General features: G+C 61.1%; 17 protein-coding genes. 6 read left to right on the top strand and 11 right to left on the bottom strand.

All coding sequences use genetic code 11. The features are described 5' to 3' along the window. The first annotated feature begins 41 nt into the window (after positions 1 to 41). Positions 42 to 731, top strand: coding sequence for a response regulator (locus tag PQR27_RS19415; RefSeq protein ID WP_408525124.1), 690 nt, complete (start codon positions 42 to 44; stop codon positions 729 to 731). 96 nt (positions 732 to 827) lie between these two features. Here the strand turns inward: PQR27_RS19415 and PQR27_RS19410 are convergent, their stop codons facing one another. After that, on the bottom strand, positions 828 to 1514 hold the full coding sequence (locus PQR27_RS19410; protein WP_408525123.1) for an orotate phosphoribosyltransferase: 687 nt from the start codon (positions 1512 to 1514) through the stop codon (positions 828 to 830). A 363-nt stretch (positions 1515 to 1877) separates the two neighbouring features. Between PQR27_RS19410 and PQR27_RS19405 the strand changes: the two genes are divergently transcribed. Both PQR27_RS19405 and PQR27_RS19400 read left to right on the top strand, forming a co-directional pair. Then, positions 1878 to 3110, top strand: coding sequence for an MFS transporter (locus PQR27_RS19405; RefSeq protein WP_408525122.1), 1233 nt, complete (start codon positions 1878 to 1880; stop codon positions 3108 to 3110). Positions 3111 to 3402: 292 nt separating this feature from the next. Further along, positions 3403 to 5685 (top strand): NADP-dependent malic enzyme, encoded by a 2283-nt coding sequence (locus PQR27_RS19400; RefSeq protein ID WP_408525121.1) that lies wholly within the window; start codon positions 3403 to 3405, stop codon positions 5683 to 5685. A 662-nt stretch (positions 5686 to 6347) separates the two neighbouring features. Here PQR27_RS19400 and PQR27_RS19395 read toward each other — a convergent pair. Further along, positions 6348 to 9947 carry an indolepyruvate ferredoxin oxidoreductase family protein gene (locus PQR27_RS19395; protein ID WP_408525120.1) on the bottom strand — a complete coding sequence of 1200 codons (3600 nt, stop codon included), beginning with the start codon at positions 9945 to 9947 and terminating at the stop codon, positions 6348 to 6350. Between the two features lie 357 nt (positions 9948 to 10304). Between PQR27_RS19395 and PQR27_RS19390 the strand changes: the two genes are divergently transcribed. Then, the gene (locus PQR27_RS19390; RefSeq protein WP_408525119.1) at positions 10305 to 10499 is read left to right on the top strand and encodes a hypothetical protein; all 195 of its coding nucleotides are present in this window, start codon (positions 10305 to 10307) and stop codon (positions 10497 to 10499) included. Positions 10500 to 10633: 134 nt separating this feature from the next. On the opposite strand, the gene hppD is transcribed toward PQR27_RS19390, so the two are convergent. Continuing rightward, on the bottom strand, positions 10634 to 11731 hold the full coding sequence (gene hppD, locus PQR27_RS19385) for a 4-hydroxyphenylpyruvate dioxygenase (RefSeq protein WP_408525118.1): 1098 nt from the start codon (positions 11729 to 11731) through the stop codon (positions 10634 to 10636). A gap of 164 nt (positions 11732 to 11895) precedes the next feature. Here hppD and PQR27_RS19380 point away from each other — a divergent pair, with 164 nt between their 5' ends. Next, positions 11896 to 12393, top strand: coding sequence for an Lrp/AsnC family transcriptional regulator (locus PQR27_RS19380; protein ID WP_408525117.1), 498 nt, complete (start codon positions 11896 to 11898; stop codon positions 12391 to 12393). A 79-nt stretch (positions 12394 to 12472) separates the two neighbouring features. Here the strand turns inward: PQR27_RS19380 and PQR27_RS19375 are convergent, their stop codons facing one another. The 8 genes from PQR27_RS19375 to paaA form a co-directional block, all read right to left on the bottom strand. Beyond that, complete coding sequence (locus PQR27_RS19375) at positions 12473 to 13141, bottom strand: GNAT family N-acetyltransferase (RefSeq protein WP_408525116.1); 669 nt, start codon at positions 13139 to 13141, stop codon at positions 12473 to 12475. 232 nt (positions 13142 to 13373) lie between these two features. Next, on the bottom strand, positions 13374 to 13982 hold the full coding sequence (locus tag PQR27_RS19370) for a TetR/AcrR family transcriptional regulator (RefSeq protein ID WP_408525115.1): 609 nt from the start codon (positions 13980 to 13982) through the stop codon (positions 13374 to 13376). A 14-nt stretch (positions 13983 to 13996) separates the two neighbouring features. Further along, on the bottom strand, positions 13997 to 14809 hold the full coding sequence (locus PQR27_RS19365; protein WP_408525114.1) for a DUF1835 domain-containing protein: 813 nt from the start codon (positions 14807 to 14809) through the stop codon (positions 13997 to 13999). 147 nt (positions 14810 to 14956) lie between these two features. Further along, positions 14957 to 16045, bottom strand: a complete 1089-nt coding sequence (paaE, locus tag PQR27_RS19360; protein WP_408525113.1) for a 1,2-phenylacetyl-CoA epoxidase subunit PaaE — start codon at positions 16043 to 16045, stop codon at positions 14957 to 14959. A gap of 1 nt (position 16046) precedes the next feature. Beyond that, on the bottom strand, positions 16047 to 16589 hold the full coding sequence (gene paaD / locus PQR27_RS19355; RefSeq protein WP_408525112.1) for a 1,2-phenylacetyl-CoA epoxidase subunit PaaD: 543 nt from the start codon (positions 16587 to 16589) through the stop codon (positions 16047 to 16049). A 21-nt stretch (positions 16590 to 16610) separates the two neighbouring features. After that, positions 16611 to 17414 (bottom strand): 1,2-phenylacetyl-CoA epoxidase subunit PaaC, encoded by an 804-nt coding sequence (gene paaC / locus PQR27_RS19350; RefSeq protein WP_408525111.1) that lies wholly within the window; start codon positions 17412 to 17414, stop codon positions 16611 to 16613. An 8-nt stretch (positions 17415 to 17422) separates the two neighbouring features. After that, the gene (paaB, locus tag PQR27_RS19345; protein WP_168795449.1) at positions 17423 to 17707 is read right to left on the bottom strand and encodes a 1,2-phenylacetyl-CoA epoxidase subunit PaaB; all 285 of its coding nucleotides are present in this window, start codon (positions 17705 to 17707) and stop codon (positions 17423 to 17425) included. A 39-nt stretch (positions 17708 to 17746) separates the two neighbouring features. Next, entirely contained in the window at positions 17747 to 18745 is a 999-nt protein-coding gene (gene paaA / locus PQR27_RS19340; RefSeq protein WP_408525110.1) for a 1,2-phenylacetyl-CoA epoxidase subunit PaaA, read from the bottom strand. Positions 18746 to 18959: 214 nt separating this feature from the next. On the opposite strand from paaA, the gene PQR27_RS19335 reads away from it, so the two are divergent. Next, positions 18960 to 20585 carry an NAD(P)/FAD-dependent oxidoreductase gene (locus PQR27_RS19335; protein WP_408525109.1) on the top strand — a complete coding sequence of 542 codons (1626 nt, stop codon included), beginning with the start codon at positions 18960 to 18962 and terminating at the stop codon, positions 20583 to 20585. Positions 20586 to 20595: the final 10 nt, after the last annotated feature.

Below are 20595 nucleotides of genomic sequence, written 5' to 3'. Positions count from 1 at the left end.
CAGAAGTTTTGGAGAGTGGTTTATCTGTTGAGGGGAGGGCAATGCAAGATCCAGTCAGGGTCGTGGTGGCCGACGACCATCCGGTGATTTTGTTCGGCGCCGAACAAGCCTTGCTCAAGTTTCCAGGCATGCAGGTCGTCGCGCGTGCGCGCCAGTCAACCGAGTTGGTCAAGGTGTTGCAGACCGTTGCGTGCGACGTCCTCGTCACGGATCTGGCAATGCCTGGCGGCCAATATGGCGACGGGCTGCCGTTGATCGGCTATTTGCGCCGCAATTTTCCCGATCTTCCCATCGTCGTGCTGACGATGCTGGAAAACGCTGCGCTGCTCAAACGTCTGAGCGAACTCGGCGTGACGTCGGTCGTCAACAAATCGGACGACCTGAGTCATATCGGGCTCGCTGTGCAGCACGTCAGCCGCAACCTGGAATACATGAGCCCGTCGGTGAAAGCGTCGCTCGATACGCTGCGCATGAATGCCGGTGGCAAGAGCGATGAAGTCATGCTGTCGAGGCGCGAGCTCGAGGTCGTGCGGCTGTTCGTGTCCGGAATGACGATCAAGGAAATCTCGGAGCAGCTCAATCGCAGCATCAAGACGATCAGCACGCAGAAGAACACGGCGATGCGCAAGCTCGGCATCGATCGCGATTCCGAATTGTTCCAGTACGCGCAGAGCAACGGCTTGCTGAATCTGTCGTCACATTCGGCTGAGGGCACCGGCGGCACGTCGTAGCTTCGCACTCGCGCTGCAGGGCGGCGCCTTGAAAAAAAGCCGCCTGTCGAAGGAGACAGGCGGCTTTTTTATTCAATCCGCATCAAGCGGCCAGGCTTACTGCGGCGTCGACATGGCGCCGCCATGCGCTGCCGACCATTCAGCCGGCGCATGCAGGAATTTTTCCACTTCGTCGAGCGTCCTGGTGTCGAAGTAGTTGTTTTCCTTGGCGACGCGCAGCACGTCCCACCACGTGGCCAGCGCGTGCAGATCGACGTCGATGTCTTTCAGCACCGACACGCTTTCCTTGAAAATGTTGTAGTGGAACAGCACGAAGCAGTGGTTCACCGTGGCGCCGGCGGTGCGCAGCGCGTTGATGAAGTTGATCTTGCTGCGGCTGTCCGTGGTCAGGTCTTCGACCAGCAGCACGCGTTGACCTTCGGTCAGCAAGCCTTCGATCTGCGCGTTACGTCCAAACCCCTTCGGCTTCTTGCGCACGTATTGCATCGGCACCATCAGACGGTCGGACAGCCATGCCGCGAATGGGATGCCGGCGGTTTCGCCGCCCGCAACGGCGTCGATCTGTTCATAACCGACATCGCGCAGGATGGTGGCTTCAGCCATTTCCATCAGGCCACGGCGCACGCGCGGATACGAGATCAGCTTGCGGCAGTCGATATAAACCGGGCTCGCCCAGCCGGACGTGAAAATGTACGGTTTCTCCGCGTTGAAGTGCACTGCTTGCACTTCGAGCAGCATCTTGGCGGTGGTGTCGGAGATCGTCTGGCGATCGAAGCCTGTCATGGGCGGATCCTTGGGTGTGAGCGGGGAGAAGCGGGCACGGGGCCCGGTGGCGCAGCAAGCGGGGTATACCGCGCCATAGTGGGCGGCGCCTTGATAGGCAAATACGCAACCGGCCAGTGGAGTGCCGGCCGGTTTTGCTGCGCGCGTAGGCCGACATTTTACCCGAATCGGACCTGTCCGAGGAGGCCGTCGTGCTGGTCACACACGAACGGTCGTCATAACTGTCGCGTCGGACAGGCTTTTCGGCGCACGGTGATGCGTGCTTGCTGGCTCGCTTGTGAGCGGGCTGGGCCGCCCTTACACTCACGCGAACTTCTTGGGCGTTCGAGGAATTGCCGCCCTTTTGCATACGGAAAGCTTTCAATGACCACGGCTTCTTCTGTCACCGACACGCGGGGACCCGCCAAACCAGGTTATGCCGGCCGGGCGCTGATCGCTGCGGTCGCCGGTTACGCGATGGACGGCTTCGATCTGCTGATCCTCGGTTTCATGCTGCCGGTGATCGCCGCCGATCTGCATCTGTCGTCGACGCAGGCGGGCTCGCTCGTCACATGGACGCTGATCGGCGCCGTGGTAGGCGGGCTGATCTTCGGCGTGTTGAGCGACTACTTCGGCCGCGTGCGAATGCTCGCGTGGACGATTCTGATCTTCGCTGTCTTCACCGGTCTGTGCGCGCTGGCGCAAGGTTATACCGACTTGCTGATCTATCGGACCATTGCCGGCATCGGCCTCGGCGGCGAGTTTGGTATCGGCATGGCGTTGGTGGCGGAAGCGTGGCCGGCGTCGCAGCGGGCTCGTGTGTCGTCGTACGTTGGGTTGGGATGGCAACTCGGCGTGCTGGCGGCCGCTTTGCTGACGCCGCTCCTTCTACCGGTGATCGGCTGGCGGGGCATGTTCGCGCTTGGGTCGTTGCCTGCGGTGGTGTCGTTTTTCGTGCGCCGTCGCGTCGAGGAGCCTGCGCTGTTCACTCAGCGCGCGGAGCGTGGCATGCCCAGGCTGCCGCTGAAATTGCTGGTGGCCAATCCGCGCACCACGCGCGCCAGCGTCGGCGTGGCGATTCTCTGCTCGGTGCAAAACTTTGGCTATTACGGCCTGATGATCTGGCTACCCAGCTATTTGTCGAAGACCTTTGGCTACTCGCTGACCAAATCCGGACTATGGACCGCCGCGACGATTGTCGGCATGGCCTGTGGGATCTGGCTGTTCGGTATCGCTGCCGACCGCTTTGGCCGCAAGCCGACCTTCCTGTTTTATCAGGCGGGCGCGGTCGTGATGGTGTTCGTCTATGCTCATCTGAGCACGCCGATGGCGTTGCTGATCGGCGGCGCGGCGATGGGCGTGTTCGTCAACGGGATGATCGGCGGGTATGGTGCGCTGATCTCCGAGCTTTATCCGACCGAAGCACGTGCGACCGCGCAGAACGTGCTGTTCAACGTCGGCCGGGCGGTTGGCGGCTTTGGCCCGGTGGTGGTGGGCGCGCTGGCCGCGCGCTACTCGTTTGGTGCGGCGCTGGCGTTGCTCGCATCGATCTATCTGCTCGACATCGTCGCCACGCTGTTTCTGATCCCTGAGCGACGCGGCGCCGAACTCGAATGACGCAGGCGCGGCGACGCGCTCCCATCGCTGCGCAATGCGGCGCCGCACCATTGCGAGGCCTTGTTTCGCCGATGGTGAGCGGCGTTAACCACTCGGTTCATCGACGCATTCGGGGTGTACACTAACCGGCCCGCGTAGCACTCCGCACCGCCTTGCCTGCCGCCCAGGTTATACGCCGCGCCCAACCGGCGTGTGCGAAAACCGTCTCAGTCGATTATCCATTCGATCGATGCAAGCGACGCCTACGGTGCGGTGTGCCGGGCCCAATTACTTACGTCTCGCAGGCCAAAAAATGGACGAACAACTTAAGCAAAGCGCTCTCGCATACCACCAGAATCCGAAGCCCGGCAAGATTTCGGTCACGCCTACCAAGCCGTTGTCGAACCAGCTCGACCTCTCGCTTGCGTACTCGCCGGGCGTTGCCGCGGCCTGTATGGCGATCTACGACGAACCGCTCGACGCGCAGAAGTACACCTCGCGCGGCAACCTCGTCGGCGTGATTACGAACGGCACGGCCGTGCTAGGTCTCGGTAACATCGGCCCGCTCGCCGCGAAGCCGGTAATGGAAGGCAAGGGCTGTCTCTTCAAGAAGTTCGCCGGTATCGACGTGTTCGACATCGAACTCGCCGAGTCCGATCCGGACAAGCTGGTCGAAGCAATCGCGATGCTCGAACCCACGCTGGGCGGCATCAACCTCGAAGACATCAAGGCGCCGGAATGCTTCTACATCGAGAAGAAGCTGCGCGAGCGTATGAAGATTCCGGTCTTCCACGACGATCAGCACGGCACGGCGATCATCGCTTCGGCGGCGATTCTGAACGGGCTGAAAGTGGTCAGCAAGAAGCTCGATGAGGTGAAGCTGGTGTGTTCGGGCGCGGGCGCTGCGGCGATTGCGTGCCTGGATCTGCTGGTGAACCTGGGCCTGTCTAAGAAGAACGTGCTCGTCACCGATTCGAAGGGCGTGATCTACGAAGGCCGCGGCAACCTCGATCCGTCGAAGGAACGTTACGCGGCAAACACCGAAGCACGCACCCTGGCTGACGCGATCCGCGGCGCCGACGTGTTCCTCGGTTGTTCGAGCGCAGGCGTGCTGAAGCCGGAAATGGTTGCCGAAATGGGCACGCAGCCGCTGATTCTGGCGCTGGCGAATCCGGAGCCGGAAATCCGCCCGGAAGACGCGAAGAAGGTACGCCCGGACTGCATCATCGCAACCGGCCGTTCGGACTATCCGAACCAGGTCAACAACGTGTTGTGCTTCCCGTTCATCTTCCGCGGTGCGCTGGATGTCGGCGCTACCACGATCACGGAAGAGATGAAGCTCGCATGCGTACGCGCGATTGCGGAGTTGGCCGAAGAAACCGATCAGGGCGATGAAGTCGCGAAGGCCTACGAAGGTCACTCGCTCGAGTTCGGTCCTGACTACCTGATTCCGAAGCCTTTCGATCCGCGCCTGATCATCAAGATCGCGCCGGCTGTCGCACAGGCTGCGATGGATTCGGGCGTCGCGACCCGTCCGATCAAGGACATGGACGCATACCGCGAAGAACTCGGTACTACCGTGTACCGCACAGGGATGGTGATGCGTCCGGTGTTCGCGGCTGCGAAATCGGAGCCGGCACGCATCGTATTCGCCGAAGGTGAAGATGAGCGCGTGCTGCGCGCCGCACAGTTCGTGCTGCTCGAAAAGATTGCCAAGCCGATTCTGGTCGGCCGTCCTTCGGTGATCGAAATGCGCCTGAAGAAAATGGGTTCGAAGCTCAAGTGTGGCGAAGACTTCGAAGTCGTCGATCCGGAAGACGATCCGCGCTATCAGCGATCCTGGCAGGCGTATCACGAACTCGGCGCGCGTGAAGGCGTCACGCCGGATGTCGCGAAGGCCGCGATGCGCAAGTTCAACACGCTGATCGGTGCGATTCTCGTGCGCCTCGGCGAAGCGGACGGCATGATCTGCGGGATGATCGGGCAGTACCACACGCACCTGAACTTCATCGAGCAGGTGCTGGGCAAGGCCGATAACGTGCAGAACTTCGCTGCCATGAATCTGCTGATGCTGCCGGGCCGTAATCTGTTCATCTGCGATACGTACGTGAACGAAACGCCGACTGCCGAACAACTCGCCGACATGACGATGCTCGCTGCGCGCGAAATCGAAAAATTCGGCATCACGCCGAAGGTCGCGTTGTTGTCGAATTCGAACTTCGGCAGCGCACCGTCTTCGTCGTCGCAACGTATGGCCGCGGCTCGCAAGCTGATTGTGGAACGCTCGCCGTCGCTCGAGATCGACGGTGAAATGCATGGTGACGCGGCGTTGTCGGAGGCGGTGCGCAAGGCTGCGTTCCCGGGCACGACGCTGACCGGCGAAGCGAACCTGCTGATTATGCCGAACGTGGAAGCCGCGAACATCACCTACAACCTGCTGAAGATGATCGGTGGTGAAGGCGTGACAGTCGGTCCGTTCCTGCTGGGCGCGGAAAAACCGGTGCACATTCTGACGCCGGCTGCGACCGTGCGGCGGATCATCAACATGACGGCGGTGGCTTCGGCAAACGCACGCAAGCCGGTGAGCGCGAAGTAATGCGGATGGACTAATTGCTGAAGCGGCGCCGCGCACTGCGGCGTTCGCAACAAGCTTGCAAGAACGCCACGGGAGCGACTTCCGTGGCGTTTTTTTATGGTGCGTATTCTTGGTTCGACGAGCCTTGATCCGAAAGGATCTTAGGGTGGCAAGCGATCTTTAAGAATGCTCCTATTCGATTCGTTGTGACACTTTTGTAAAGTTACTTCTGAAGCGCGGCACATCTCAAGCGCGACGGAACAGTCGGCTGGTAATTTCCTGCGCTGCTTCGAGGCGCTGCGTTTCATCTGGTATGGGGTATGAGCAGTTGCAGTTCTGATGGTGAAGACAAGTAGTACCGATGGGTTGCAGTACTGGCAGTGGGTATGTGTTGTAGCAGTAGGCGTTGGTTGTAGAAGATGTTGGTAGAAGTAGATGTTGGTTGCAGAAGTAAATGTTGGCAGTAGATGTTGAAGTTGGCAGTGGAAGTTGAAGTTGGTAGTAGAACTAGCAGTAGGTAATTGTCATTTGTTTCTGGTAGTTGTTGTGTTGTTGGAAGGAGCAGTACCGCTTGTTCTTGTACACACGCATCACGTGTCAAAACAGGCAAAAAAAAGCGACTGTCCGTGAGGACAGTCGCCTTTTCCATTTCCGGCCGATGCAGCCCGGTCAAACCCGCATGATCACGCTGCGTGCTGCGTCTTTCCCGTTTCAGCCGAGCGCCAGCGAGTCAGCAAGTCGTTCCACTTGACCCGCACGCCCTTCAGATTGTTTTCCTTCACGTGTCCGTAGCCGCGGATACCGTCGGGCAGATTCGCCAGTTCGATCGCCAGGTCACGCTTTTGCGCCGTCAGGCCGCCGATCAGTTCGCGCACGAGTGCCTCGTACTCGACGATCAACGCACGTTCAGTACGACGCTCTTCGGTCTTGCCGAACATGTCGAGCGCCGTGCCGCGCAGGAACTTGAACCTGGCCAGCACATGCATGGCGCTGAACACCCACGGTCCGTACTTCTTCTTCACCAGATGGCCATGTGCGTCTTTCTTCGAGAACGTCGGCGGCGCGAGGTGAATGTGCAGCTTCCAGTCGCCTTCGAAATTCGCCTTCAACTTTTCGATAAACGCCGGGTCGCTGTACAGCCGCGCGACTTCGTACTCGTCCTTGTATGCCATCAGCTTGTGCAGGTTCTTCGCAACCGCTTCGGTCAGCGGCAACTGGCCGTCGATCGAATCGAGCGCCGATTCGGCGACCCGCACTTGCCCAACCAGCGCGCGGTAACGATTCGCGTATGCGGCGTTTTGCCAGCCAGCGAGATAGTCGGCGCGCTTGTCGATCAACGTGTCGAGCGCTTTCGGCGTATGCAGTGAAATGATCTTGCTGCTGGCCGTTTCCGCTACGGCGCCGCGTCCTTGAGACTGCGCGAGCTTGCGCACGGCAGCCAGATCATGCGCGGCCCGGCGACCCCATTCGAACGCCGCACGGTTCTTCTCGACCTGCACGTTATTCAGTTCGATCGCGCGTATCAGCGACTGATACGTGAGCGGCACCCAGCCGCGCTGCCATGCGTAGCCGAGCACGAAAGGATTCGTGTAGATCGCGTCGCCGAGTAGCGCGACGGCGAAGTGATTCGCATCGACAGTATCGACCCCATCGTCGCCCGCAGCGGCGCGTACATCCGCTTCCGTGCTGCTGCCTGGGAAACGCCAGTTCGGATTCTTGATGAGTTCGGCGGTCGGCGTGTGGGCGCTATTGAGTACCACGCGTGTGCGGCCCACCTGCATCCGCGAGACGCATTCGTCGCTGGCCGTGACGATCGCGTCGCAGCCGATCACGAGGCTGGCTTCACCCATCGCGATGCGCGTCGCGTGGATGTCGGCGGGGTTCTTTGCGATCTGCACGTGGCTCATCACGGCGCCGCCCTTTTGTGCGAGGCCGGTGACGTCGAGCACTGTCACACCCTTGTTCTCCAGATGCGCGGCCATGCCGAGCAGCGCGCCGATTGTCACGACGCCGGTGCCACCGACGCCCGTCACCAGCACCCCGTAAGGACGCTCGATCGACGGCAGGTCGGGTTCCGGTACCGGCGGCATGGCATCGCCAACCACGCCAGAAGCGGCCTTCGGCTTGCGCAACTGACCGCCTTCAACGGAGACGAAGCTCGGGCAGAACCCGTTCACGCACGAGAAATCCTTGTTGCAGGTCGATTGATTGATCTGGCGCTTGGTGCCGTACTCGGTGTCAAGCGGCTCGACCGACAGGCAATTCGACTTCACCGAGCAATCGCCGCAGCCTTCGCATACCGCCTCGTTGATGACGATGCGGCGTGCCGGGTCCGGATAGGTGCCACGTTTCCTGCGGCGGCGCTTCTCGGTGGCGCAGGTCTGGTCGTAGATCAGGATCGTGGTGCCGGAGACTTCGCGCAGCTGGCGCTGTACTTCATCCAGCTTGTCGCGATGATGAATGTCGATGCCTGGCGCAAGCCCGACGTTCGCGGAGTACTTCTCCGGCTCATCGGTAACGATCACGATCTTCGTCGCGCCTTCGGCGGCCAGCTGATGCGTGATCTGAGGCACGGTCAGCACGCCGTCGACCGGTTGGCCGCCCGTCATTGCCACCGCGTCGTTATAGAGAATCTTGTAGGTGATGTTCGTTTTCGACGCGATGGCCGCGCGAATCGCCAGAAGCCCCGAGTGGAAATAGGTGCCGTCGCCGAGATTGGCGAACACGTGCTTGTCGTTGGTGAACGGCGCCTGGCCGATCCACGCCACGCCTTCGCCGCCCATCTGGCTGAAGGTGCTGGTGCTGCGGTCCATCCAGACGGTCATGTAGTGACAGCCGATGCCGGCCATCGCACGCGAACCTTCCGGCACGTTGGTGGACGTATTGTGCGGGCAGCCCGAGCAGAACCACGGTTTGCGTTCGGCTTCCACGCGCGGACGGGCCAGCGCCTTTTCTTTCGCTTCGATCACGGCGATGCGCGTGGCGATGCGTGCGCGCACGTCTGACGGCAGGTCGAATTTGTCGAGCCGGGTGGCGATCGCCTTGGCGATGATCGCCGGCGACAGTTCGTAATGCGCCGGTAGCAGCCAGTTGCCCATTGGCACTGACCATTCGCCGCCTGCGCCGTCCTTTTCGTCGAACTTGCCGAACACGCGCGGACGCTGCGCATCGGGCCAGTTGTACAGCTCTTCCTTGATTGCGTATTCGAGAATCTGGCGCTTTTCCTCGACCACCAGAATTTCTTCGAGGCCCTTCGCAAAGCTATGCGCGCCTTGCGCCTCGAGCGGCCAGACGCAGCCGACCTTGTACAGGCGGATGCCGATACGCGAGCAGGTTTCGTCGTCGAGACCGAGGTCGGTCAGCGCCTGACGCACGTCCAGATAAGCCTTGCCGCCCGTCATGATGCCGAAGCGCGCGTGCGGCGAATCGATTTCGACGCGGTCCAGCTTGTTCGCGCGCACGTAGGCGAGCGCGGCGTACCACTTGTAGTCGAGCAGGCGTGCTTCCTGCACCAGCGGCGGATCCGGCCAGCGGATATTCAGGCCGCCCTCGGGCATGGCGAAATCTTCCGGCAGGATGATTTTGGTGCGGTGCGGATCGATATCGACCGAAGCCGACGATTCGACCACGTCGGTCACGCACTTCATGGCCACCCACAGGCCGGAATAGCGGCTCATCGCCCAGCCGTGCAGACCGAAGTCGAGGTATTCCTGCACGTTCGACGGAAACAGCACAGGCAGTCCACACGCCTTGAAGATGTGTTCGGACTGGTGCGCAAGCGTGGAGGATTTGGCCGCGTGGTCGTCGCCTGCCAGCACCAGGACACCGCCATGCTGCGCCGAGCCGGCAGAGTTGCCGTGCTTGAAGACGTCGCCGGACCGGTCGACGCCCGGGCCCTTGCCGTACCACATCGAAAACACGCCATCGTATTTGGCGCTTGGATACAGGTTGACCTGCTGTGAACCCCACACAGCGGTCGCCGCGAGGTCTTCATTGACGCCGGGCTGGAACACCACCCGACGCGCGGCGAGATGCTGTTTCGCCTTCCACAGGGATTGGTCGAGTCCGCCGAGTGGCGATCCACGGTAACCGGAAATGAACCCGGCGGTGTTGAGCCCGGCGGCCTGGTCGCGTTCCTGCTGCAACATCGGCAGACGCACTAGCGCCTGGATGCCGCTCATGTACGCGCGGCCGCGTTCGAGGGTGTATTTGTCGTCTAGCGTGACGGAAGATAGCGCGGCTTCGAGCGAGGCTCGCTGACCTGCATCTAGCGGGGCATTCATTATGTGTACTCCTTCCACCCAGTTTGGGATCACCAAAGCTTTTTGGGCCACGGCATCTTGTGAATGCCCAGGGCCAGGGTCGCCATATTGACGTGTTTTAAGTGATGGTAGCACTGGTGAAAACCCGCCGCAGTGCGCCAATAATGGGGCAATGCGGCGCGATTCCGGGTAATGCCAAACAATAACCTGCGCGCACAAGCGGCGCGGGGCATGCTGCTGTAACAAGCCGTAAAAACTACAAATCTGCGGAACCGCAGTTGGAATGCCTGTCTAATACCCCACCTGTGAGCAATGTCTGCCAACGCTCTGCATTCGGCAGAGCTTCACGACAACAGGGCAGTCAGAAAAGGAGTACGCATGAACACTAGAAATATCCAGACCTTCCTGATGGTTTCGGCCACATTTTTCGCGATGAGCGCGCCGGTGCGCTCGGGCAGCGCGGGAACGCTGTCGAACGCAGTCACCCGCGTGGCGCAAGTTGCGCCGACGCGTATCGCGGTGGAACGGGTAACCCGGTCGACCAAAACCGACGAGGAAGACCAGAATTCGTGATGCGCCGGTGATGCGGCGTATCGGTTGACAACCGGTCGTTGTCCAGGTGTGGACAGCGGCATGAGACAAAGGGCGAAGATCATCCGATCTTCGCCCTTTTTTATTGCAACCGCGCGCAGGTCGCCTTAACGGCATTAAACCTTGTCCTGCACCACGCCGCGTCGAATCTGATCCAGTTCGATCGATTCGAACAGCGCCTTGAAGTTGCCTTCACCGAAGCCCTGATTGCCCTTGCGCTGGATGATCTCGAAGAAGATCGGGCCAATCTGGTTCTCCGTGAAAATCTGCAGGAGCAGGTCGTCAGGCGCGCCGTCGATCAGAATCTTGCGCTTGCGCAATTCGTCGAGCGGTTCGCCATGATTCGGCACGCGGCGATCGACCAGTTCGTAATACGTGTCGATCGTATCGAGCAGCGAAATGTTCGCCGCGCGCAGGCCGTCGACCGTGCGATAGATGTCGTTGCTGCCGAGCGCGATGTGCTGAATGCCTTCGCCGTGGTACGCGTCGAGGTATTCCTGGATCTGGCCAGCCGTCTCCGAACCTTCTTCGTTGATCGGAATGCGGATTTTGCCGCACGGCGAAGTCATCGCCTTCGACTTCACGCCCGTGACCTTGCCTTCGATATCGAAATAACGCACTTCGCGGAAGTTGAACAGGCGCTCGTAGAATTCCGCCCATTCCTGCATGCGGCCACGGTGGACGTTGTGCGTCAGGTGGTCGATGTAGGTGAGGCCGTGGCCAACCGGATTCGGGTTCGCGCCGGGAATCGGCTCGAAGTCCACGTCGTAAATATCGATGTTGCCGATGCTGTTCGGCTCGGCGCCGTTCTTGCCGCGCCAGCGGTCGACGAAATAGATCAGCGAGTCGCCGATCCCCTTGATCGCCGGAATGTTCAGTTCCATCGGGCCGGTTTTGTTATCGAAGCCCCAGGCACCTTTCTCCAGGGCCTGCTGATAAGCCTTGCCGGCGTCCTGAACGCGGAATGCAATCGCGCAGATCGACGGACCATGCAGGCGCGTGAACCGTTGCGCGAACGAATCCTTCTCCCCATTGACGATGAAGTTGATTTCGCCCTGGCGATACAGCGTCACGTTTTTATGACGATGCCGTGCGACTGCGGTGAAGCCCATTTGTTCGAATAGCTTGCCGAGCGCAACCGGATCGGGTGCGGTGTATTCGATGAATTCGAAGCCGTCCGTGCCGACTGGGTTTTCCCAAGTTGAAACCTGCATTGTCTGTCTCCATGCAAAGCTAAGGGGCGCGCGAGGTATGCGATTGAGCGCGACTGAATGACGCAAGTGTATAGGCCACCTCGCGGCGAAAGCTTGCGAACTTAATCGTGGATCGATACGCTTGCGCTATTTTCTAGCTTAAATTTTTACGTGGACGGCAGAAAATGGCCAATATAGAGATTGACGCTATCGACAGGCGTATTCTGGAGATCCTTCAGGAAAACGGGCGACTGTCGAATCAGGAGATCGCGGAGCGCATTAATCTGTCTCCGAGCCCTTGCCTGCGGCGTATCCGTCGGCTGGAAGAAAGCGGGGTGATTCGTGGCTATGTCGCGTTACTCGACCCACAGAAGCTGGGGCTCGATCTGCTTGCTTACGTGAATGTGCGTTTGGAAAAGCGCGGTGGTTCCGCGTTCAGTCCACGGGGCGACGCGACGCACGCGGATCTTTTCCGTGCGGCAGTCCAGACATGGCCGGAGGTGGTCGCGTGCCACGCGATGACCGGCGACATGGACTATCTGCTGCGTGTGCAGGTGGAGGATATGGCTCACTTTTCGCGCTTCGTGCAGGATCATCTGCTGCACCATCCGTCGGTGATCGACGTGAAAACAAGCTTTTCGCTCGAAAAGATCAAGGAAACGACGGCGCTGCCGATTTTGTGAGTGCAGGGAACCGGACCACGGGAAAACAGAAAGGGCAGCCATCAGGCCGCCCTTTGCATTTCACCGAAGCGTGGGCCGCTCAGGCCGCCGCTGCTTGCGGCAAGAATGTTTCAAACAATTTAGTCGCGCGACGTGCCTGGCGCTTGAGTGCGTAATCGAACACCGCGGCTTGCTCCTGCAGCATTTCCGCCATGATGCTCGATTGGTCTGCCGGCGCGAGGGTCAGGTAGGCGTCTGCTTCACCGTACGCGTATTCGATCTTCATGCCGGCCTTCTTGGCGATGTGCATCATGGTCGAATTGCGCGAAAGGCAGTGCATGTACAGCATGGTGACGTGTGTATTGCGGCTGCGAATGGCGGCGCGCTCGAAAAGCTTCGAGCCGATACCCTGGCCGCGCACGCTTTCCAGGACGGACACGCCGAACTCGGCGGTGCGCTTGTCGCCTTCGGCCGGCAGATAAGCCAGATGGCCGACGCCGGTCAGTTGCAATTGATTGTCGAACACGCCAAAAACGGTATCGCGTGTGAAATCGATCGCGCGAACGTAGTTTTCGATGACGTGGTTCGGCACGATCTGGCCGAAACGCAGCAGGCGGTCGTCTTCGTCTAGCGCGAGGAAGTGAGCCAGCAGCCGATCCCGGTCTACGGCGGTGAGTTCCCGGACCAGCGCTGGCGCACGTCCGGCTGGCAACGACAGGCGATCGTGCGTGACGATCGACTCGGCGGCGCGGGGTGTAAGCATTTTCATGGTCAGGTTCTCCTTTAATCAAGCGGCCTGATGCACCGCAAAAGCGATTTTAGCGGAAACCCTAACCCGGGACTAGGGAAAACCCGTATAAAAATTTGAGGTGTTTGCCTAAAAGATTGGCGCCCTATTTTTATGCTATTGATTAATAAAGATTAATAAATTGAACGAGCGTTCTTGAAAATGTGTCGTGCAGGGACAACTATTCCGTATGAATAATGTTGCCATGCGTCAATCAGGCTCCCGGGGCGCCTAAACCGTGGTCCACCATATCAACCACCTGTTCGGCGAACTCGCGGTAGCCCATCCGCCCGTCTGGCTTGAGCCAGGTGAATGTCCAGTTGATCATGCCGAACACCATCATCGTGAGAGCGGTCTGGTTTTCGCGTGTGGCGCGCTCAGGATAGGCGCGTGCGAGTTGGCGGGCGAATGCGGCCACCACATCACGCTGACGGTTGAGAATGACTTCGCGCTGGGTATCGACCAGATACTTCACGTCGTTGAGGAGCGCGACGTGCCGGCTGTGCGACGTCTCATACTCCGAGAGAAACGCGCGGATCAACTCGGCGAATGTTTCCCGCTCGGTCAGCCCGCGGCGCTGGCTCGCACCTTCCACCTCGGCGATGATCAGCATCAGCCGCTTGGTGTAGCGGTCCAGCAGATCGAACAGGATCGCTTCCTTGCTCGCGTAGTAGTGGTACAGGCGCGCTTTCGAGGTGCCGCTTGCGGCGGCGAGATCGGCCATCGAGGTGCTCGGATAGCTGGTCTGCGCAAATTTGGCAGCTGCCAGTTCGAGAATCTGATCGCGCTGGGTTTCGTGGTCGGGGGCTCGGGTGCGGGCCATAGTCGTTTGTTTTATTAGTTTGGACAGGGGGCGAGGGCCGCGCACAACTCCAGCGTGCGCCACGCGTTCGCGTCGCCGCGCAGCTTGATGCGCCGGGTCGCGGCCAGTTCGCGCATGCGCCACAGCACGATGCTGTCGCTAACCAGAAACCAGAGTTCCGCGGTCATCAGTTCGGCGGCCACGCGCGCGGCGGGTTGCCATTCTTCGGTGACGCACTCGAGAATCAGCGCGTCCAGATCAGCGAAACTGCCGCTCGTGAACATATTGTCGCGCCAGCGCCGCGTTTCGCCATTCGCATGTTTGACTTCCTGCCATTCGAGCGCGAGCCGGCTGATACGCAACACGGAGATGGGTGCGGCGTCCGGCAGACGGGCTTCTAGCGCAGCCGGCGCGAACATGCCGACCGATGTCGCGCGGTCTTTGCGACTGTGCGCCCATGCGCCGGGATCGGTGAGGTCGCGAATCGACAGTCGCACTTCGTTGAGCCGCTGCGGACTGTTGCGCAAGTGATAGCAGACGCGGCGCAGCATCAATTGATCGGACGCGCTTTCGCCGTGCCACACCACCAGATTCGCTTCGTCGCGCGCGATCTTCTGCAGCGCGGCCGCCTGGTCGCGAAATTCACGAAGAAAATCGCGCTTCGTATCTGGGCTGACGCGATCCCAGAAGCCCGCTCGAGCTTCGGGTGTATCGTCGACGCCGCGCAGCGGGCCCACCGCCAGATCGTCGCGCAGGGCATGCACGCGGTCGTCGCGGCCGGCTTCGTGCAGCGCAGTGCGCAGGGACTCGGCGGCAACGTCGCCGTTGGTGAGGTGGATCGTGCTCATCGGCAAGGGTTTGGGCTGGCTTATGGCAAAAAGGGGCCGCTCGCGGATCGGAACAGGTGTCCGATTGCGAGCGGCCCCTAGTGTAAGCGGATCGCGGACCTGCTGAAAGCGCAACGGCGTCCCTTCAGGCCGTGCGCTGCGCATCGCCTAACGTTCGTCGTAGCTCACTACCACGCGATCGCTGATCGGATGACACTGGCAGGTGAGTACGAATCCATCGCGGATTTCGTGTTCTTCCAGCGTGTAGTTCTTTTCCATCTTCACTTCACCTTCCAGCACCTTGGCGCGACAGGTGCAGCACACGCCACCCTTGCACGCATACGGCAACGCGAGGCCGGCGCGCAAGCCGACGTCAAGCACGCTCACACCCTGATACGGCAGACGCAGCTTGCGTTTCTTCCCGTCGAGCACGATTTCGAGGTCGGCCGCCGGGGTGTCGTCGGTGATTTCGACCGCTGGCACGCCCGCCTGGGGCAGAGGCGAACCGAAGCGCTCCACATGCACCTTTTCCGGCGCCAGGCCCGCGGCCTTTAATGCCGCTTCAGCGGCGTCCATCATGGGAGCGGGCCCGCAGATGAACGCTTCGTCGATCGCGTCGGCCGGCAGCAGGTTTTCGATGAACGCCGCGCACTTTTCCTGATCGAGCACGCCATTGAACAGTTCGACGTCCTGCAGGTCGTCGGACAGCACGTGATAGAGCACGAAGCGGTTCATGAAGCGGTTCTTCAGATCTTCGAGTTCTTCCGCGAACATGATCTGATCGACGCTGCGGTTGCCGTACACGAGTGTGAATGTGCTGCGCGGCTCGACTTCAAGCGTGGTCTTGATGATCGCGAGCACCGGCGTAATACCCGAGCCGCCTGAGAACGCGAGATACTGCTGCCCCTGGTCCACGTTCAGATGGGTAAAAAAGCGGCCGTCCGGCGTCATGACGTCGATCGTATGGCCGGGCTGCAGCGTATCGAACGCGAAGTTCGAGAAGCGTCCGCCGCGTACGCGCTTGATGCCGATGCGCAGTTCGCCGTCGCGGTCGTAGTCGGTGACGCCGACGCAGATCGAATAGGAACGGCGCGTTTCCTCACCGCCGATATGCGTTTTCAGCGTGACAAACTGGCCCTGCGTGAAACGATAGTGGTCGCGCAGTTCGACGGGGACTTCGAAGGCAACCGAGACCGCGTCGGCGGTTTCGGGCCGCACTTCGCGGATACGCAGCGGGTGAAATTGCGGGGTAGCCATATCAGTATGGTTTGAAGTAGTCGAAGGGTTCGCGGCAGTCGAGACAGCGGTACAACGCCTTGCAGGCGGTCGAGCCGAATTGCGCAAGGCGTTCGGTGTGAGCCGAGCCGCAGCGGGGGCACGACGGCGCCGGCAGCGCGCGCGGTACAAAACGCAGCACTTTTTCCTGAGACGGCAGCGCGCTGCCGCAATTGCCCGTAGGCGGCGCGATGCCGTAGGCGCGCAGCTTCTCGCGGGCCTCGGCGGTCATCCAGTCGGTGGTCCAGGCGGGCGCGAGTACGGTTGAGATCCGGTAGGGTTTCAGTTCCGCGACGTCGAGCGCCCGGGCGACGTCTTCCGCGATCTGCGACATCGCGGGGCAGCCCGAATAGGTCGGCGTGATGACGACTTCCAGCGCGCCGTCTTCGCCACGGCGCACGTCGCGCAGAATGCCCAGTTCACGGATCGAGACCACGGGGATTTCCGGGTCGGGCACCGCTTCGAGCACGGCCCATGCGCGTTCGAGCGTGGCGTCGGCGGCGTGCGTGGCAGTCGAGGTCGTCATCGTGGGATTCCGGTTGGGGGCTTACCAGGTCGCGCCGGGATGCTGGCGCGCGAGGCTTTGCATTTCCGCCAGCACGAAGCCCATGTGCTCCGAGTGCTCGCCGTGCTTGCCGGTGGTGATGTGCTTGACCGCCTCGGGAAGCGTCAGCGTGGCTTCGTCGAGCGTGGCGCGCACGTCATCGAGCCATGCTGCTTCGAGATCGGACGTCAGCGGGCCGATACCGGCTGCGGCAATCGCTTCTTCCACCGCATCCGTGCTGAAGAACTCGCGGGTGTAGGGCAGCAGATAGTCGAGCGCGGCTTGAGCGCGGCGATGCGACTCGTCCGTACCGTCGCCGAAACGGATCAGCCATTCGCTTGCGTGGTGCACGTGATAGCTGGTTTCCTTGATGGACTTCGCTGCAATGGCCGCCAGCTGCTCATCTGTAGACGCAGTGAGCGCCGTCCACAGATGCGCCATCAGCGTCGAATACAGGAAATTGCGCACGATCGTGACCGCGTAGTCTTTCTCCGCTTGCGCGGTGCCGGCCAGCGGCCCGTAATGCGGCAACTCAGCCAGCGTGTAGTTGGCGAACTCGCGTTCGGCGCGGAAGTACGCGTAGTCATTTTCCGTGCGGTTCTGGCCGGTGAGCTGCTGTTCCAGCGAGGCCGCGTGGGTGTACAGCAGCCGCGCCTGCCCGATCAGATCGAGGCTCATGTTCGACAGCGCGATGTCCTCTTCGAGGATCGGGCCGTGGCCGCACCATTCGGTGTTGCGCTGACCGAGGATCAGTGCGGTGTCCGCGAGGCGCAGCACGTATGACAGATGTTGAGGCGTGATGTCCATGGCTGCGCTTACATGTGGTTGACTTCGTCGGGGAGCGTATAGAACGTCGGGTGGCGATAAATCTTGTCGCCAGCCGGTTCAAACAGCTCCGCCTTGTCTTCGGGTGAGGACGCCGTAATCGCCGAGGACGGCACCACCCAGATGCTCACGCCTTCCTGGCGGCGCGTGTAGACGTCGCGCGCCATGCGCAGCGCCATCGGCGCGTCCGCGGCGTGCAGGCTGCCGCAGTGTTTGTGGTCGAGTCCCTGCTTGCTGCGCACGAAGACTTCCCAAATCGGCCATTCCTTGTTCATTGCTGATCTCCTGATTCTTTGCTTGGCGGGCCGCCTGGCTCAGGCGGCGTGCTGTTGTGCGCGTTGGCGCTGTTTTTCGGCGTGGGCGAGGGCGGCTTCGCGTACCCAGGCGCCGTCGTCGTGGGCTTTCACGCGGGTGGCGAGACGTTCGCGGTTGCACGGGCCGTCACCGTTTACGACGCGCCAGAATTCTTCCCAGTCGATGTCGCCGTAGTCGTGATGACCGCGTGCTTCGTTCCACTTCAGATCTGGGTCGGGCAGCGTGACGCCGAGCACCTTGGCCTGGTCGACGGTGGCGTCGACGAATTTCTGGCGCAGATCGTCGTTCGAAATACGCTTGATGCCCCATTTCGATGACTGACTGCTATGGATCGAGTCTTTGTCGCTCGGGCCGAACATCATCAGAACCGGCCACCACCAGCGGTTCACAGCCTGTTGGACCAGTTCGCGTTGCGCTTCAGTGCCGCTCATCATCGACATCAGCGCATCGAAACCCTGGCGTTGATGGAACGACTCTTCCTTGCAGATGCGGATCATCGCGCGGGCGTACGGGCCATAGGTGCAGCGGCACAGCGGAATCTGGTTCATGATCGCCGCGCCGTCGACCAGCCAGCCAATTACGCCGACGTCAGCCCAAGTGGGTGTGGGGTAATTGAAAATGCTCGAATACTTGGCCTTGCCCGAGTGCAATGCGGCGATCAACTGATCGCGCGACACGCCGAGCGTTTCGGCTGCGCTATACAGATAGAGGCCGTGACCGGCTTCGTCCTGCACTTTGGCGAGCAGGATCGCCTTGCGCTTCAGGCTGGGAGCGCGCGTGATCCAGTTGCCTTCCGGCAGCATGCCGACGATTTCCGAATGCGCGTGCTGCGAGATCTGCCGAACCAGCGTCTTGCGATAGGCGTCCGGCATCCAGTTCTGCGCTTCGATCTTGCCGTCGGCGGCCATGACTGCGTCGAACTGCGCCTGCTCGGGCGAACCGGCGCCCGCGTCGAGCGGGGCCACATTACCGGGAATATCCAGGGATTGCGTGTACATGGGGACGCTCTTAGCGGAAGTTGTCTGTGTTTGCGCAGTATAAACCAACCGACCGGTCGGTTAATAAATTTTTTGAGATTGACTGCCCGGACCGATAGGGAAGCGGGTGATGCCGTCGTGGCGTTTCGCGGCCGTCACCGCCACGCGCCGACACATAACCTATAAAATTGCGAATTGGCCGCGATTTGCGGCCTTCCTGCATCCCCCGGTACTCATGTTACGTCTAAGCGAAATCAAACTCCCGCTCGACCACCCCGAAAATGATCTCGAAGCCGCCGTCCACGCGCGCCTCGCAGAACTCGGCGTGGCCGCTGATGGGCTTATCCGATACACCGTGTTTCGCCGTGCGCACGATGCGCGCAAGCGCGCCGACATCAAGCTTACGTACATCGTCGATGTCGAGGTGAAGGACGAAGCAGCTGCCCTCAAGCGGCTGGCTGACGTGCCCCACTGCGGCGTAACGCCGGACATGGCCTACCGGTTCGTCGCCAAGGCGCCGGCGCACCTCACGGCTTTGCGCCCGGTCGTGATCGGCATGGGGCCGTGTGGCCTGTTTGCCGGGCTGATCCTTGCGCAGATGGGCTTCCGGCCGATCATCCTCGAGCGCGGCAAGGCCGTGCGCGAACGGACCAAGGATACTTTTGGCCTGTGGCGTAAGTCGGTGCTCAATCCTGAGTCGAACGTGCAATTCGGCGAAGGCGGCGCGGGCACGTTCTCGGACGGCAAGCTGTACAGCCAGATCAAGGATCCGAAGCACTACGGCCGCAAGGTGCTCGACGAATTCGTCCGGGCGGGTGCGCCGGAGGACATTCTTTATCTGAGCCGGCCGCACATCGGCACGTTCCGCCTTGTCAGCATGGTCGAAAAGATGCGCGCGACCATCCACGAGCTCGGCGGCGAGGTGCGTTTCGAGACGCGCGTCGACGACATCGAGATTGATCAGGGGAAAGTGCGGGCGCTCAAGCTGTCCACGGGCGAAACCTTGCGTTGCGATCACGTGGTGCTGGCAGTCGGCCATAGCGCGCGCGATACCTTCGAGATGCTCCACGACCGCGGCGTCTATATCGAAGCGAAGCCGTTTTCGCTCGGATTCCGGATTGAGCACCCCCAAGGTCTGATCGATCGCAGCCGGTTCGGCAAATTCGCCGGCCACAAGCAACTGGGCGCTGCGGACTATAAAGTCGTGCATCACTGCAGCAATGGCCGCGCGGTCTATAGCTTCTGCATGTGTCCGGGCGGCACCGTGGTGGCGGCGACCTCCGAGCCGGGCCGGGTGGTGACGAACGGCATGAGTCAATACTCCCGCGCCGAGCGCAATGCGAACGCAGGGATCGTAGTCGGTATCACGCCGGACGATTTTCCGGGCGGTCCCCTCGCCGGCATTGCTTTCCAGCGCAAATGGGAGGAGCGGGCGTTTGAATTGGGCGGCGGGAATTACCAGGCGCCGGGTCAACTGGTTGGCGACTTCATCGCCGGCCGGCCGTCTACGTCGCTCGGTTCGGTGGTGCCGTCCTACAAACCCGGCGTGCATCCGACCGATCTCAGCACGGCGCTGCCCGACTACGTGATCGAGGCAATTCGCGAAGCGTTGCCGCAGATGGACAAGAAGATTGCCGGCTTTGCAATGCACGATGCGGTGCTGACGGGCGTTGAGACGAGAACGTCGTCACCGATTAGGGTGCGCCGGCGGGACGACTATCAGAGTATGAATGTCGAGGGCCTGTATCCGGCGGGTGAGGGGGCGGGATACGCCGGTGGCATTTATTCGGCGGCTATCGACGGCATCGAAGTGGCCGAGGCGCTTGCATTGAAGATGACGGGCGCACCGGCGACCGCTTGATCCGGGTGCG

Origin of the sequence: Paraburkholderia fungorum (genome assembly GCF_046027215.1) — a bacterium.
GTDB lineage: Bacteria > Pseudomonadota > Gammaproteobacteria > Burkholderiales > Burkholderiaceae > Paraburkholderia > Paraburkholderia fungorum_D.
The sequence above is the reverse complement of the archived record's forward strand: the minus strand, read 5'-3'. Positions and strand labels throughout refer to the sequence as shown.

Coding starts and splice junctions, on each gene's coding strand:
- PQR27_RS19415 (WP_408525124.1), top strand. CDS start 42: ATGCAAGATCCAGTCAGGGTCGTGGTGGCCGACGACCATCCGGTGATT.
- PQR27_RS19410 (WP_408525123.1), bottom strand. CDS start 1,514: ATGACAGGCTTCGATCGCCAGACGATCTCCGACACCACCGCCAAGATG.
- PQR27_RS19405 (WP_408525122.1), top strand. CDS start 1,878: ATGACCACGGCTTCTTCTGTCACCGACACGCGGGGACCCGCCAAACCA.
- PQR27_RS19400 (WP_408525121.1), top strand. CDS start 3,403: ATGGACGAACAACTTAAGCAAAGCGCTCTCGCATACCACCAGAATCCG.
- PQR27_RS19395 (WP_408525120.1), bottom strand. CDS start 9,947: ATGAATGCCCCGCTAGATGCAGGTCAGCGAGCCTCGCTCGAAGCCGCG.
- PQR27_RS19390 (WP_408525119.1), top strand. CDS start 10,305: ATGAACACTAGAAATATCCAGACCTTCCTGATGGTTTCGGCCACATTT.
- hppD (WP_408525118.1), bottom strand. CDS start 11,731: ATGCAGGTTTCAACTTGGGAAAACCCAGTCGGCACGGACGGCTTCGAA.
- PQR27_RS19380 (WP_408525117.1), top strand. CDS start 11,896: ATGGCCAATATAGAGATTGACGCTATCGACAGGCGTATTCTGGAGATC.
- PQR27_RS19375 (WP_408525116.1), bottom strand. CDS start 13,141: ATGAAAATGCTTACACCCCGCGCCGCCGAGTCGATCGTCACGCACGAT.
- PQR27_RS19370 (WP_408525115.1), bottom strand. CDS start 13,982: ATGGCCCGCACCCGAGCCCCCGACCACGAAACCCAGCGCGATCAGATT.
- PQR27_RS19365 (WP_408525114.1), bottom strand. CDS start 14,809: ATGAGCACGATCCACCTCACCAACGGCGACGTTGCCGCCGAGTCCCTG.
- paaE (WP_408525113.1), bottom strand. CDS start 16,045: ATGGCTACCCCGCAATTTCACCCGCTGCGTATCCGCGAAGTGCGGCCC.
- paaD (WP_408525112.1), bottom strand. CDS start 16,589: ATGACGACCTCGACTGCCACGCACGCCGCCGACGCCACGCTCGAACGC.
- paaC (WP_408525111.1), bottom strand. CDS start 17,414: ATGGACATCACGCCTCAACATCTGTCATACGTGCTGCGCCTCGCGGAC.
- paaB (WP_168795449.1), bottom strand. CDS start 17,707: ATGAACAAGGAATGGCCGATTTGGGAAGTCTTCGTGCGCAGCAAGCAG.
- paaA (WP_408525110.1), bottom strand. CDS start 18,745: ATGTACACGCAATCCCTGGATATTCCCGGTAATGTGGCCCCGCTCGAC.
- PQR27_RS19335 (WP_408525109.1), top strand. CDS start 18,960: ATGTTACGTCTAAGCGAAATCAAACTCCCGCTCGACCACCCCGAAAAT.